Raw genomic sequence first — 13686 nt, forward strand, 5'->3', positions numbered from 1 at the left:
GGCTACGCCGGGATTTCCGGAAAGTAAACAAGTTCGGGCGCAACTCGGGCATGAACAGACATGAGTCACGGACGCAGACGGGCATGAACGGACTTCCGGCGCGTGCAATACACGACGCCAGCAGAACACGACTCAGCCAGAACACGACTCGACTCAGGCAGAACACGACGCAGGCAGAACACACGGAAGGGCCCCGCGCCGCAGCGCAGGGCCCTTGCTCCAGAGTCACCCCCAAAGTGCTCCGCCGGTCAGCTCACCGACACGGCCTCCCGAGCCTCGCCCCGGCCCTCCAGCGGCTCGGGCCCGGCCGAGACCTCGTCAGCAGCCCCTTCCACATGCTGCGCGGGCCGCCGGGGCAGCGCGAACATCAGCAGGAAGATGGCGCCCATCACCGCGGCCACCCAGCCCAGCGCGTTCTGGAAGGCGTCCGCGAAGGCCGACCCGACGACGGTCTGCACAGCGGCACCGCCCTCGGCCTCCCCCGCACCCGCCGAACCCAGCCCCCCGAGCTTGTCGTCCAGCACCCCGAAGAACACCACCGACACCAGCCCGAGCCCCAGCGCGTTCCCCATCTGCTGCACCGTGTTGATCAGCCCCGATGCCGACCCCGCGTGCTCGCGCGGCACCTCGGAGAGGATCGCGTCGGTCAGCGGAGCCACGATCAGACCCATCCCGGCACCCATCACGACCAGCGGAAACGCCATCTGCCAGGGCTCGATGCCAAGCCCGTACCGCTCGGACTCCCACATGTAGAGCAGCACACCGAGCCCGAGCACCAGCGCGCCCGCCTGCAGGACGCCCCGCCCGAACCGCGGCACCAGCTTCTGCACCGAAAGACCCGCCGCCACGGAGACCGCGATCGAGAACGGCACGCCGGTCAGCCCCGCCTTCAGCGGGGTCCAGCCCAGGCCCATCTGCATGTACAGCGTCCACACCAGGAAGAAGATGCCGAGCGCGACACCGAACACGGTCTGTACGGCGATGCCCGCGGCGAAGCTCTTCACCTTGAACAGGGACAGCTCGACCAGCGGCGACCCGTCCCGCGCGCCCTTGCGCCGCTCGTACGCCACCAGCACCGCGAGCACGACGAGCGAGCCGGCCATCGACACGTAGCCCCACAGCGGCCAGTCCAGCTCACGGCCACGGGTCAGCGGGTAGAGCAGCATCAGCAGTCCGAGGGTCACCAGGGCCACGCCGACCAGGTCCAGCTTCGGGGCGCGTGCCGCCTTGGACTCGGTGATGAAGCGGCTGCCCAGGATCAGGCCCGCGATGCCGACCGGCAGGTTGATGAGGAAGATCGGGCGCCATTCCAGACCGAAGAGGTTCCACTCGGTGAGCAGCGCGCCGAGCAGCGGGCCGCTGACCGCGCCGAGCCCCACGACCGCGCCGAACAGCCCGAACACCTTGCCGCGCTCGTGCGCCGGGAAGGTCGCGTGCACGATCGACAGCACCTGCGGGACCATCAGCGCCGCCATCGCGCCCTGCAGGATGCGGGAGGCGACCAGCATCTCCGGGTTCGCCGCGAATCCGCACAGCGCGGAGGCGATCGTGAAGCCGCCGATGCCGATGAGGAACAGCTTCTTACGGCCGTGGATGTCGCCGAGACGTCCGCCGGTGATCAGGCCCGCGGCGAAGGCGAGTGCGTATCCGGCCGTTATCCACTGGATCTGGCTCTCGGTGGCACCGGCGTTCTGCTGGATGGACGGGATCGCGATGTTGACGATCGTGACGTCGACGAGGTCCATGAAGGCGGCGGTCATGACGATCGCCAGGGCGAACCAACGCCGCTTGTCGCCGACGGACGCATCGCCCGCGGACGCGTCGCCGACGGCTGTGTCGCCCACTGAAGTCTTGAGGTGAGGCTCGCTGGAGGTCATGTGAAAGAAGGTAGGGCCCCAATAGGTCAGATCGTGTCCTAATTCTGCGGCATCCTCGGATTCATGACGACAGACACTCCGGCCCGGCTCCTCCAGCTCCTCTCGCTCCTCCAGACGCCCCGCGAATGGCCCGGCGGCGAGCTCGCCGGGCGGCTCGGGGTGTCCCGCCGCACGGTCCGCCGGGACATCGACCGGCTGCGTGAACTCGGCTATCCGGTGCAGGCGACCAAGGGTTCCGAGGGCGGCTACCGGCTGGTCGCGGGCAAGGCGATGCCACCGCTCGTCCTGGACGACGAGGAGGCGGTCGCCATCGCGGTCGGCCTCCGCGCGGGCGCCGGGCACGCGGTCGAGGGCGTGGACGAGGCCTCGGTTCGGGCGCTCGCCAAGCTGGAGCAGGTCCTGCCCAGCCGCCTGCGTCACCGCGTCTCCACCCTCCAGGCCGCGACTACCCCGCTGACCAGCGGCGACGGAGCGAGCATCGCCCCGGAGACGCTGACCGTGATGGCCTCGACGGTGGCCGGCCAGGAGCGGCTGCGGTTCGCCTACCGCGCGGGCGACGGCACGGAGTCCCGCCGCCTCACCGAGCCCTACCGGCTCGTCTCCACCGGCCGCCGCTGGTATCTCGTCGCCTACGACCTCGACCGCGAGGACTGGCGGACCTTCCGCGTCGACCGCGTCACCGAGCCCTTCGCCACGGGCGCCCGTTTCACGCCCCGCGAACTCCCGACGGGCAACGCGGCCGAATACCTGCGGCAGTCGATGTACCGACGCCAGGAGACCTACGAGTTCGCGGTCACCTTCGCCGCACCGGCCCAGTTCATCGCGGCCCGCGTGCCCCAGTGGCTGGGCGCCCCGGAACCGGTCGACGACCGCACGTGCCGCCTGCGCGCCACGACCGGCGACGCGGTGGAGTGGCTGGCGGTGCGCCTGGCCATGGTCGACTGCGAGTTCACGGTCCACGAGCCCGCGGAACTGGTCCGGTGCGTACGCGACTTGGGCGGCCGCCTGACCAGAGCGGCGGCCACGCCCACCTGAGCAAAGCGACCGAGCCGAGTTCCTACGGCCCGACAGACCGAGTTCCCAAGGCCCGGCAGACCGCGTCCCGCGACTGCGAGTTCACCGTCCACGAGCCCGCGGAACTGGTCCGGTGCATAAGCGACTTGGGCGGCCACCTGAGCAAAGAGACCGAGCCGTGTTCCTACGGCCCGACAGGCCGCGCCGGGCCCGACGGACCGCGCCGCTACGGCCCGGCAGACTGCGTTCCTACGGCCGCCGTCCCCCCGCCCCCACCCCCGCCACTTCCCCCCACGGAAAGTCCCGCAGCACCGCCAGGTTCCGCAGTGCCAGCTGGGCAGGCCCCTCCGGCCCCCCGGCCAGCGCCTGCCCCGCCGCCCAGGACTCCACGGCCACCCGTACGGCCGCCCCGGCCACGGCGGCCGCGAACCTGAGCTCGGGCGCCCCGGCAACGTTGTCGGCCCCGCCGTCATCCGCGCGCTCCGGCCCCAGCCGCCCCACCAGCACCTCCGCCAGCGCCCCCTCGGACGCATGGCAGACCTCCGCCCACACCTTCCCCAGCGCGGGGCTCGACCCGGCGAGACGGATCAGGGTGCGCACCCATTCCCAGGAGGACGCCGACAGCCCCGCCCCCGGCGTCAGGGTGTGCCGTACGGCGTGTTCCAGCGCCTCGGGGACCGACAGCTCCGCGGGGGCGAGGTGTACGGCCTGTGCCCAGCGCTCCGCGCCCGCCGCGTAGAGGGGCGCGACGGCCTCCTCCTTGGTGGCGAAGTACCGGTAGAACGTGCGCGGCGCGATACCGGCGGCCTGGGCGATGTCCTCGGCGCGGGTGGCACGCAGGCCCTGCCTGACGAAGAGCGCGGCGGCCGCGCGGGCGATCTGCATACGCGTCTCCGCCTTGCGCCGCTCCGTCAGGGAGAGCGGTACGGCGGAGTTTGGTGCTGGGGTGGGGCTACTCACATTCGGCAGGCTATGCCCATGTGACACAATCTGCCATCCGGCGGGCCACCCCGGGGTTCAGGTACGGGGTGGCCCGCCCTCCAGCCTGCCCATGGGCACAGAAGGAGCCGGACCCCGGCGCCCAGGGGGGGTTAGGGCGCCGAGACCCGGCTCGGGAGAGTCCCGGCGCCGGGGGGGTATCGCGACGGGACTTGGTTCAGGATCGGCCCGCGAGGGGGGATCGTGGACCCGAACTCCTGGACCCTGAAAGGTTGTTCCCAGGGCCCTGGCGGTTGAAGCGGTGTTACCCGCCATGTTTGCGCGGTCTTTCGCCACCCGGCGCCACCGGGCGTACGCGGCTGTGCCCCCGTACGCCCCCTGACGCTCAGTCGGCTCTTATGCGGCCGCGTCGAACCCGGTGTCCCGGGCCAGCTTCTTCAGCTCCAGCAGCGCGTGCTTCTCGATCTGCCGGATGCGCTCGCGCGTCAGACCGTGCTCCTTGCCGACCTCGGTGAGCGTGCGCTCCCGGCCGTCCTCGATGCCGTACCGCATCTTGATGATGGACGCCGTGCGCTGGTCGAGGCGGCCGATCAGGTCGTCCAGTTCCTCGCTGCGCAGCAGGGTCAGCACGGACTGCTCCGGGGAGACCGCCGAGGTGTCCTCCAGCAGGTCGCCGAACTGGGTCTCGCCCTCGTCGTCCACCGACATGTTCAGCGAGACCGGGTCGCGGGCCCAGTCGAGGACGTCCGCGACGCGCTCCGGGGTGGAGCCGAGTTCGGCGGCGATCTCGGCGGGCTCCGGGTCCCGGCCGTGCTCACGGTTGAACTCGCGCTGCACGCGCCGGATCCGGCCGAGCTCCTCCACGAGGTGGACGGGGAGCCGGATGGTGCGGGACTGGTCGGCTATCGAGCGGGTGATCGCCTGACGGATCCACCAGGTGGCGTAGGTCGAGAACTTGAAGCCCTTGCGGTAGTCGAACTTCTCGACCGCGCGGACCAGTCCGGCGTTGCCCTCCTGGACCAGATCCAGCAGAGGCAGGCCGCTGCGCGGGTAGCGGCGGGCCACCGCGACGACCAGGCGGAGGTTGGAGCGGATGAAGACGTCCTTGGCACGCTCCCCTTCGGCGACCAGCGCCTCGAGCTCCTCGCGGGAGGCGTCCGCCTGGGACTCCTCAAAGCCGTCGAGGACCTGCCGCGCGAACACACCCGCCTCGATGATCTGGCTCAGCTCGACTTCCTTGGCGGCGTCGAGCAGCGGTGTGCGCGCGATCTCGTCGAGGTACATGCCGACCAGGTCGCGATCGGCGATCTCGCCGCCATGGGCGCGAACAGCGCGAACACTGCTTGCCCGGTCGGCCGTCTCGCCGGTGGCGGACTGACGACGGGCGACGGCACGGGTTGCCATGCGTGCTCCTTGCGATGGTGGGCTGGCGGGTGGTCCTCGGTTGCCCGGCACTCGTCTCGGGTGACTCTCCTCGGGTGCCCTGCATCCGATGGAAACAACGACTGGAATCAGGACAGAATTCCCAACCCGTCCCCCTATTTTTCTGATCATGCAGTACCCTGTCCGACCGCACAGGGTCGGGCGGTGCCGCCGGTCCCTGCAGAGGTGCAGGTCAGCCCAGGAGTCGAGGGGGTTCCCGAAGCCCTCGCCTACCCCTGTGGCCGCCGCCCATGCGAGACCCCGGTCACACCGGAAGAGCGTCACCGTCGGCCACTCTCCACCCGTGAAGACGGGTCGTGCCCACCGATGGTTGCCAGGGCGGGCGAGCCCACAGGAAACTCACATGACCAGGGAACACGCGGCACCCGCGCCCGGTCAGCCGAACTGCACCGACCGCTTGGCCAGCCCCATCCAGAACCCGTCGATGACCGACCGCTGCGCGTCCAGCTCGCCCCCGGCCTCGGCCGCGCCCATGGTCACGAACAGCGGGGCGAAGTGCTCGGTCCGCGGATGGGCGTACCGGCCGGCCGGGGACTTGCGCAGGAAGTCCAGCAGCGCGTCCCAGTCGTGGTTCTCCAGGGCGCGCCGGCCCCAGTCGTCGAACTCCGCCGACCAGGCGGGGATGCCGCCCTGGCGCAGCGCGGCCAGGTTGTGGGTGAAGAAGCCGGAGCCGACGATCAGCACGCCCTCGTCGCGCAGCGGCGCGAGCCTGCGGCCGATCTCCATCAGCCGGACCGGGTCGAGGGTCGGCATGGAGATCTGGAGGACGGGGAGGTCGGCGGCGGGGAACATCTCCACGAGCGGGACGTAGGCGCCGTGGTCGAGGCCGCGGTCCGGGATGTCCTGCACGGGGATGCCGGGGGCGCGCAGCAGTTTGCGTACGGACTCGGCGAGCTCGGGGGCGCCAGGGGCCTCGTACGTCACCCGGTAGTAGTGCTCGGGGAAGCCCCAGAAGTCGTAGACGAGCGGGACGGTGGCCACGGCACCGAGGGCGAGGGGGGCCTCCTCCCAGTGGGCGGAGACGATCAGGATCGCCTTCGGGCGGGGCAGTCCGGCGGACCACGCGGCCAGCTCGCCGGGCCAGACGGGGTCGTCGGCGAGGGGCGGGGCGCCGTGGCTGAGGTAGAGCGCGGGCATGCGCTCCTGGCTGGCGGCGGTCATGGCGGCGGCTCCTCCGGCTGACGTATTACTTGAATTCTAAACCTCTACCTCAGAATAGGCCCGGTTGGTTTAAGTTTCAAGGAGACTGCTCGTACAGTGGAGCCATGAACACGGCACCCGCATCCGCACCCGCTGCAGAGACCCGCTGGCTCACCGACGAGGAGCAGGGCGTCTGGCGCTCGTACGTCCAGGCGACGACCCTCCTGGAGGACCACCTCGACCGCCAGCTCCAGCGGGACGCGGGCATGCCGCACATCTACTACGGACTGCTCGTCAAGCTCGCCGAGTCCCCCCAGCGGCGGCTGCGGATGACCGAGCTGGCGATGTACGCGAAGATCACCCGCTCCCGGCTCTCGCACGCCATCGCCCGGCTGGAGAAGAACGGCTGGGTGCGCCGCGAGGACTGTCCCTCCGACAAGCGCGGCCAGTTCGCGGTGCTGACGGACGAGGGCCTGGCGGTGCTGGAGCGGACCGCGCCGGGCCATGTGACCGCCGTACGGGGCGCCCTCTTCGACCGGCTCACCCCGGAACAGCAGAAGTCCCTCGGCGAGATCATGCGGATCGTCGCCGAGGGACTCGAGCCCGACGAAGCGGGTGCGGACCTGCCCTGGCTGCGCTGAACACCCCGCGGACCCCGTGGACACAGATCCGCCCCGGCTCCGCTGAGCCGCTCACTCAGCGAGGCCGGGGCAGATCCTGGGTCGTACGTACGGGGCGTCCCCTTCCCCGTACGTACGGGTCCGTCCCGAAGAGGTGGGTCCGGGTCGTCAGTGGGCGACGACCGGAACCGCGAGCTCCTCCTCGGCGCCGTCCTCGGACGCGGTCGCCGGACCGCTGCCCGGCTTACCGGCGTTGACGAAGGTGAAGGCGATCAGCGCGGCGGCGACCAGGATGCCGACGGCGAACCAGATCGCGCTGGTGTAGCCCTCCACCATGCCCTCCAGCTGGACCAGCTGCTGCTGGGACCTGGAGGCGGCGCCGCCGATGTGGTCGGCGACGTAGGAGGTGGTGGCCGAGGCGGCGATCGTGTTCAGCAGCGCCGTACCGATCGCGCCGCCCACCTGCTGGGAGGTGTTGACCATCGCGGAGGCGACACCGGAGTCCTGCGGCTTGACGCCCATGGTGGCCAGGGACATGGCCGGCATGAACGCCGTACCCATGCCGAGACCGAGCAGCAGCATCGCGGGCAGCAGCAGGGCGGCGTAGGAGGAGTCCACCTCCAGCTGGGTCAGCATCAGCATGCCGACCGCGGCGAGCAGGAAGCCGGGGCCCATCAGCAGCCGCGGGGCGACCCGGGTCATCAGCCGGGTGCCGATCTGGGTCGAGCCCGTGATCATGCCGACGATCATCGGCAGGAAGGCGAAGCCGGTCTTGACCGGCGAGTAGCCCTGGACGATCTGCAGGTAGTAGGTCAGGAACAGGAACAGACCGAACATGCCGATGATGGCGAGGCCCAGCGAGAGGTAGATCCCGCCGCGGTTGCGGTCGGTGACCACGCGCAGCGGCAGCAGCGGAGCCTTGACCTTGGCCTCGGTGATGACGAAGGCGAGCAGCAGGACGCCGGAGGCGACGAACATGCCGACCGTCACCGCGTCGCCCCAGCCGTCGGACTCGGCGCGGGTGAAGCCGTAGACCAGCGCGACCAGGCCCAGGGTGGACAGCAGGACGCCGGGGATGTCGAGCGGGTTGCGGTTGCGGCCGCCCTCGGGCTCACGGATGACGAACCAGGCACCGGCGGCGGCGATCACGGCGAACGGGATGTTCACGAAGAACGTCCAGCGCCAGTCCAGGTACTCGGTGAGGAAGCCGCCGAGGATCAGACCGACGGCACCGCCGGCACCGGCGATGGCGCCGTAGATGCCGAACGCCTTGGCGCGCTCCTTGGCGTCCGTGAACATCACGGCGAGCAGGGAGAGCGCGGCGGGCGCGAGCAGGGCGCCGAAGACACCCTGGAGGGCGCGGGCGCCGAACATCATGGCCTCGTTGGTGGCGGCGCCACCGAGCGCGGAGGCCGCGGCGAAGCCGGCCAGGCCGACGACGAAGGCGCGCTTACGGCCCCACAGGTCGGCGATGCGGCCGCCGAACAGGAGCAGACCACCGAAGGCCAGGGCGTAGGCCGTGACGACCCACTGCCGGTTGCCGTCGGATATGCCGAGGTCCTGCTGGGCGGAGGGCAGCGCGATGTTCACGATGGTGGCGTCGAGGACCACCATCAGCTGGGCGAGCGCGATGAAGACGAGCGCTTTCCAGCGATTGCTGTCGGGGCTGCTATCGGGGACTGAGGAAGCCTTGGCGGCTGTTTGAGACATGGAGGTACCCACTTCGGGACTTCGTGACGGAAAAAGACGTAAGTAAGACGTGAATGGGACGCGCGGAGGAAGGGTGCGAGTCGGTCGCTCAGGCTTGGCGGAGGTCCTCCAAGGTGACGGCCGTGCCCGGCAGTTCGGAACGGGCCGGGGCCCGCAGTCCGTCCAGGAACAGCTGGAGATGGCGGTGGACGAAGCGGTCGGCACTGAGGCAGCCGGCACCGGCCGGGGGCCGGCTGAGCTGGGCGCAGGCGACCATCAGGTCACCGACACCGACGTCCGTACGGAGCTGTCCGGCCGCCCTGGCGCGCTCCATGACCATCTCGACCATCTGCTCGGTCCGCTCGCGCGCGGCCTCCAGGTCGGGGTGGTTCTGGTCGAAGGTGCTGGAGATCATCGGGCACAGGGCACTGATCCGCTCGTCGGCGGCGGTGTGCACGAAGCGCTCCAGGGCCTCGAAGGCGTCGCCGTGCTCCGCGAGCGCGGTCTCGGCGGCGGCCACCGTACGGTCCATGACGGAGCAGACGACCTCGCGCACGAGCGCGTCGCGGTCCGGGAAGTTGCGGTACACCGTGGCATTGCCGACGCCGGCCCGGCGGGCGATGTCGTCGAGCGGTACGTCCGGACCGTGCTCGACGAACATCTCCCGGGCCGCGGAGACGATCCGCTCCCGGTTGCGCAGGGCGTCGGCGCGGGGCCGGGTCACCTTGCGCTGGACGGGGACTGCGGTCCGCACGGCGTACCTCCTCGGGTGGTTCTACGGTCTCTCGGGTGGTTCTACGGTCTTCGGTCGCGATCCGGGGAAGCTCTCCCCGTTTCACGCGAACACAGGTCTAAACGGGGAGAGGGTCCCCAGTTATTTCCCGCCTTCCGAGAGATTTCCTGTGACCTGAGTCACAGCTCTCGGAGGTGCCACGTTCGGGCTCTTCCAACGCGCGCCCACGCCCCCCTCGGCCGAGGGTGATCGCAAGGGTGCAGCCAGACCGGCGGCTGCCGTGGACGAAGGGCCCCTGCATGCAGCCGTCCAGCCGTCGGATACGCCCCCGCCGCGCCGCCGCCCTCGCCTCCGTGACCGCGCTGACCCTGGCGGTCAGCACCTCGGCGGGCTCCGGACACCTCTCGGCGCGCGGCACGACGGCGAAGGCGGGCCCGATCTCGCTGGCCCACTCCTCGACACTCGGCCCCTGCATGATCACCGGCGGTCCGTCGGTGCAGATGTCGGAGGGCGTGCCCACCACGAGCGGCTACTCCCGCTCCACCGGCACGGTCCGCGCCCTCACCCTGATGATCGACTTCTCCGACGCCCGCGGCCAGGGCCGGGCCCTGAACCGCTTCCGGGAGTTCTTCCCCCAGACCCGGGACTGGTTCCGCACCAGCTCCTACGGCCGCCTCGACTACCGCGCCGAGACCCCGGTCCCGAACTGGCTGCGCATGCCGAAGGCGTTCGAGGAGTACGGCATAGAGCGCGGCGCGCCCTTCGATCCCGGCTACCGCGAACTCGTCCAGGACATCGTGACGGCGGCCGACCCGAAGGTGGACTTCCGCCGCTACGACTTCCTGAACGTCCTGGTCACCCCGAACGCCGGCCCCTCCGCCCTGGACACGGTCCTGTCCGTCACCTTCGCCGGCAACACCGAGGCCCCGGTCGCCGACGGCGTCCCCGTCGCGAACGCCTCCTTCGTCTACTCCCGCCAGGACGACGGCTCCGGCACCTACGACCGCACCGGCTACCGTGTGCTGCCGCACGAGAACGGCCATGTCTTCGGACTGCCCGACCTCTACACCCAGGAGGGCGGGGGCGCGGTGGGCCACTGGGACATCATGAGCGAGGACTGGGGCGCCAACAACGACTTCCTCGGCTGGCACAAGTGGAAGCTCGGCTGGCTGGACGCGTCCCAGATCCGCTGCGCCACGGCCTCCGGTACGACGGAGTACACCCTCACCCCGCTGTTCCGCCGCGGCGGCCCCAAAATGATCTTCGTCCCGCTCGACGGCCGCACCGGCTACGCCGTGGAACTGCGCGCCCAAGGCGGCAACGACGAAGCGGTCTGCCGCCCCGGCGTCCTGATCTACCGGGTCGACGCCGACGTGGACACCGGCCAGGGCCCGGTCCGCGTCTACGACAGCCTCCAGGACAGCGGCGGCTGCACCCGAAGCCCCAACGTCCACGCGGAGCTGTCCGACGCCCCCTTTACTCCCGGGGAGGATTTCCGGGATCCGAAGAGGGGGGTGCGGATCAGCGTGGGCGAGGAGTCGCCGGGGTCGTCGGGGTCGTCGGGGGAGCATGTGGTGCGGGTTACGCGGGGGTAGAGGACGGGGCGTGGGTGCCGCTGCCCCCTGTCCCCTCCCCGGCACTACGGTTACCCGGCGCCACGACTGCCCGGCATTACGGTAGGGCTCCGAGATCGCCGTACCGGAGAGCTGATGCCCGTACCGACCACACCCACCGCCCATGGGGACGCCGTACCGCCCGAGGCGGTCGCGCCGCTGATACGGGGGGTCGCCGTGCTGCGGGAGCTGACGGCGGCGGGCGGGAGGATGAGCCCGAGCGGCCTCGAACGCGCCACGGGCCTGGCCCGTTCGACGGTCGACCGGATCACGTCCACGCTCTCGCGCATGGGGTACGTCCGTCTCGACGGCCGGGACGCGGTCGTGACGCCCCGCCTGATGGAACTGGGCAACGCGTACCTGGCATCCCTGCGCCTGCCGGCTCTCCTGGCTTCCCGGGCGGACGAACTGGCGGACGAACTGGACGAGTCGGTCTCACTCGCCGTACCCGACGGCGACGGCATCCGCTTCATCCACCAGGCGACGCGCCGCCGGGCCATGTCCCTGAGCTTCCGCATCGGCGACCTGCTCCCGGCCGAACGCACCGCTCCCGGGCCCCTGTTCGCCACGGAGTGGACGGACGAGGAGTGGAGCGCGTGGCGTGAACGCCGGGCACGGGACCCGGAGGACCGGGGCTTCTCGTCCGTACCGCCGAGGCAAGGGCAGGGCGGGGAGGAGGAGTTCAGGCAGCGCGTGCTCCGGGCCCGGGAGGAAGGCTGGTCGCTGGACGACCAGTTGATCGAACCGGGCCTGGTGGCACTGTCGGCCCCCGTCCGCTCCCCCGACGGTGACCGGATCGCCTGCGTGGCAAGCGTGGTCAGCCACACGAGCCGCCACACGGCGACGGCCTTGAGCAGAGCGCTGCTCCCGCGCCTGAGGAAGGCCGTAGCAACAATGGAACGCCGCCTACGAGAGGCGCCACCCCCGCAGTCCTCGGCGCCGCCCTCCGGTCTGGCGTCGTGGACGGGCGCCTCGAAGCAGGAACTGGGCCGCGACTTCGTGGAATCCCTGGCGCGTGGTCTGACGGTCCTGACGGCGTTCCACGAAGCCGGACCCCAGCTGACCCTGACGGAGATCGCGGAGGCGACGGGCCTGGCGAGGGCAACGGCCCGCAGGGCACTGATCACCTACGAGCACCTGGGCCTGGTGACACGCCCGACGGACCGAAAGTTCGCCCTGACACCCCCGGTCCTCTCCCTCGGCTTCCCCCCGCTGTCCCGCACCACGCTCCCCCGCCTGGCGACCCCCCACCTCATGGACCTGACGACCCGCGTCCAGGAGTCAACATCACTGGCGGTACTCACGCCGGACGGCAAGGAGATCCACTACACGGCGACGGTCACGGCCCCCGGGGTCATGAGCGTGGACATCCCCCCAGGCACCCGCCTCCCGGCACCGGCGACCTCCCTGGGCCAGGTCCTGCTGACCGCCGCCCCCCACGTCCTCCTGGACGAGGCCCGGGAACACGGCCTGCGCACCCTGTCGGTCCCCATCCACGACCGCACGGGCCGGGTGATCGCGGCGGCGGGCGTCTCCCTCCACGCGGCCCGCCACACCCCGGACGCCTGCGAGACCCACCTCCTCCCGCCCCTCCTCACCACAGCCACCGCCATCGAATCCGACCTCCGCACCACCACCCGCTTCACCCACGTCCCTATGTCCTGACCCCCTCCCGACCACATCCGGTACGCTGACGCCTGTCGCCTTCGTAGCTCAGGGGATAGAGCACCGCTCTCCTAAAGCGGGTGTCGCAGGTTCGAATCCTGCCGGGGGCACCAGCGAAAAGGCCCCGGACCGATCTTGGTCCGGGGCCTTTGACATCTACTTCTGACATCAACGCGGGCGGTCACTCGCGGATGGGGCGCCTCTTCCGGAGCAGCCGGTCCATGTGGCTCATGGCTTCGCGCTGGGTGTCCTGCACGACGTGCGTGTAGACGTCCATGGTGATGCTGATCTGAGAGTGGCCGAGGATCTCCATCACCACGCGGGGCGCGACCCCGGCCGCGGTGAGGAGGGTGGCGGTGCCGTGGCGGGCGTCGTGCAGCCGGATGACGCGGAGGCCGGCGGACTGGGCGACGCGGGTGAAGGAGCGGTAGAGGTTGCGCGGCTCGACGGGACGGCCGGTGCGGGTGGCGAAGACGTAGTCCGAGTCCTGCCACCTCTCCCCCGCCTTGGTGCGAGCGTCCGTCTGGCGCATGCGGTGCCAGCGCAGGGGCGCGATGCAGAGCGCGGGAAGAGGCACAGCCCGACGGCGGCGGCTCTTGGGATCGTCGTCGTAGAGGACGCCACGGCGACGCTGTACCTGGTGGCGGACGTAGAGAACGCGATTGTCGAGGTCGACGTCCGACCACCGGAGGCCGACGATCTCTCCTCGGCGACCCCACCGATAGCGTGGCTGAGGCCGGTGGGGGTGCAGCGAGGCACACGCGCGCCTGGACGGTCGACTGACGCGCCGTCGTGGCGGACTTTCGTCGGCTGAGGCTGAGACGGGCCGCGACGAAGGTGCCGGCCGTCAGCCGAGTGAGGCCCCGCACCGGGCAAAGCTGGGCCGTCCCTGGGCCGTCCGAGGTTGCTCGACAGTGGCCAAGGATGACCAACGACGACCACCAGGCGCACGG

The 13686-nt window shown here is 70.8% G+C and carries 10 protein-coding genes, 1 tRNA gene and 1 pseudogene; 5 read left to right on the plus strand and 7 right to left on the minus strand.

Features of this window, described 5'->3' with window-relative positions; all coding sequences use genetic code 11:
- Window positions 1–248: 248 nt before the first annotated feature.
- A complete protein-coding gene (locus STRCI_RS17860) occupies window positions 249–1877 on the minus strand; it encodes an MFS transporter (protein WP_418953352.1) in 1629 nt (542 codons plus the stop codon).
- A gap of 63 nt (window positions 1878–1940) precedes the next feature.
- Between STRCI_RS17860 and STRCI_RS17865 the strand changes: the two genes are divergently transcribed.
- A complete protein-coding gene (locus STRCI_RS17865) occupies window positions 1941–2912 on the plus strand; it encodes a helix-turn-helix transcriptional regulator (RefSeq protein WP_269659951.1) in 972 nt (323 codons plus the stop codon).
- A gap of 228 nt (window positions 2913–3140) precedes the next feature.
- On the opposite strand, the gene STRCI_RS17870 is transcribed toward STRCI_RS17865, so the two are convergent.
- The 3 genes from STRCI_RS17870 to STRCI_RS17880 all read right to left on the minus strand — a co-directional run bounded on the left by STRCI_RS17870 (window position 3141) and on the right by STRCI_RS17880 (window position 6434).
- On the minus strand, window positions 3141–3776 hold the full coding sequence (locus STRCI_RS17870; RefSeq protein ID WP_269664577.1) for a TetR/AcrR family transcriptional regulator: 636 nt from the start codon (window positions 3774–3776) through the stop codon (window positions 3141–3143).
- Window positions 3777–4226: 450 nt separating this feature from the next.
- Window positions 4227–5234 carry a sigma-70 family RNA polymerase sigma factor gene (locus STRCI_RS17875; RefSeq protein ID WP_269659952.1) on the minus strand — a complete coding sequence of 336 codons (1008 nt, stop codon included), beginning with the start codon at window positions 5232–5234 and terminating at the stop codon, window positions 4227–4229.
- A gap of 414 nt (window positions 5235–5648) precedes the next feature.
- Entirely contained in the window at window positions 5649–6434 is a 786-nt protein-coding gene (locus STRCI_RS17880) for a dioxygenase family protein (protein ID WP_269659953.1), read from the minus strand.
- Window positions 6435–6538: 104 nt separating this feature from the next.
- On the opposite strand from STRCI_RS17880, the gene STRCI_RS17885 reads away from it, so the two are divergent.
- Window positions 6539–7054: a MarR family winged helix-turn-helix transcriptional regulator gene (locus tag STRCI_RS17885; RefSeq protein WP_269659954.1), complete on the plus strand. Its 516-nt coding sequence runs from the start codon at window positions 6539–6541 to the stop codon at window positions 7052–7054.
- Between the two features lie 147 nt (window positions 7055–7201).
- Here STRCI_RS17885 and STRCI_RS17890 read toward each other — a convergent pair whose 3' ends face one another.
- Complete coding sequence (locus STRCI_RS17890; protein WP_269659955.1) at window positions 7202–8743, minus strand: MFS transporter; 1542 nt, start codon at window positions 8741–8743, stop codon at window positions 7202–7204.
- Window positions 8744–8831: 88 nt separating this feature from the next.
- A complete protein-coding gene (locus STRCI_RS17895) occupies window positions 8832–9476 on the minus strand; it encodes a TetR/AcrR family transcriptional regulator (RefSeq protein WP_269659956.1) in 645 nt (214 codons plus the stop codon).
- Window positions 9477–9754: 278 nt separating this feature from the next.
- Between STRCI_RS17895 and STRCI_RS17900 the strand changes: the two genes are divergently transcribed.
- The 3 genes from STRCI_RS17900 to STRCI_RS17910 all read left to right on the plus strand — a co-directional run bounded on the left by STRCI_RS17900 (window position 9755) and on the right by STRCI_RS17910 (window position 12846).
- Window positions 9755–11050, plus strand: coding sequence for a M6 family metalloprotease domain-containing protein (locus tag STRCI_RS17900; RefSeq protein ID WP_269659957.1), 1296 nt, complete (start codon window positions 9755–9757; stop codon window positions 11048–11050).
- 114 nt (window positions 11051–11164) lie between these two features.
- Window positions 11165–12733: an IclR family transcriptional regulator domain-containing protein gene (locus tag STRCI_RS17905; RefSeq protein ID WP_269659958.1), complete on the plus strand. Its 1569-nt coding sequence runs from the start codon at window positions 11165–11167 to the stop codon at window positions 12731–12733.
- 37 nt (window positions 12734–12770) lie between these two features.
- Window positions 12771–12846: transfer RNA gene (locus STRCI_RS17910), tRNA-Arg, on the plus strand.
- Between the two features lie 68 nt (window positions 12847–12914).
- On the opposite strand, the pseudogene STRCI_RS17915 reads toward STRCI_RS17910, so the two are convergent.
- A pseudogene (locus STRCI_RS17915) lies at window positions 12915–13445 on the minus strand (tyrosine-type recombinase/integrase); the annotation flags it as partial.
- Window positions 13446–13686 lie beyond the last annotated feature (241 nt).

The sequence above is a fragment of the Streptomyces cinnabarinus genome, assembly GCF_027270315.1.
Lineage (GTDB): Bacteria > Actinomycetota > Actinomycetes > Streptomycetales > Streptomycetaceae > Streptomyces > Streptomyces cinnabarinus.

Bases quoted from the DNA above. Each gene is read 5' to 3' on its own strand.
- STRCI_RS17860 (WP_418953352.1), bottom strand. From the start codon at position 1,877: ATGACCTCCAGCGAGCCTCACCTCAAGACTTCAGTGGGCGACACAGCC.
- STRCI_RS17865 (WP_269659951.1), top strand. From the start codon at position 1,941: ATGACGACAGACACTCCGGCCCGGCTCCTCCAGCTCCTCTCGCTCCTC.
- STRCI_RS17870 (WP_269664577.1), bottom strand. From the start codon at position 3,776: ATGCAGATCGCCCGCGCGGCCGCCGCGCTCTTCGTCAGGCAGGGCCTG.
- STRCI_RS17875 (WP_269659952.1), bottom strand. From the start codon at position 5,234: ATGGCAACCCGTGCCGTCGCCCGTCGTCAGTCCGCCACCGGCGAGACG.
- STRCI_RS17880 (WP_269659953.1), bottom strand. From the start codon at position 6,434: ATGACCGCCGCCAGCCAGGAGCGCATGCCCGCGCTCTACCTCAGCCAC.
- STRCI_RS17885 (WP_269659954.1), top strand. From the start codon at position 6,539: ATGAACACGGCACCCGCATCCGCACCCGCTGCAGAGACCCGCTGGCTC.
- STRCI_RS17890 (WP_269659955.1), bottom strand. From the start codon at position 8,743: ATGTCTCAAACAGCCGCCAAGGCTTCCTCAGTCCCCGATAGCAGCCCC.
- STRCI_RS17900 (WP_269659957.1), top strand. From the start codon at position 9,755: ATGCAGCCGTCCAGCCGTCGGATACGCCCCCGCCGCGCCGCCGCCCTC.
- STRCI_RS17905 (WP_269659958.1), top strand. From the start codon at position 11,165: ATGCCCGTACCGACCACACCCACCGCCCATGGGGACGCCGTACCGCCC.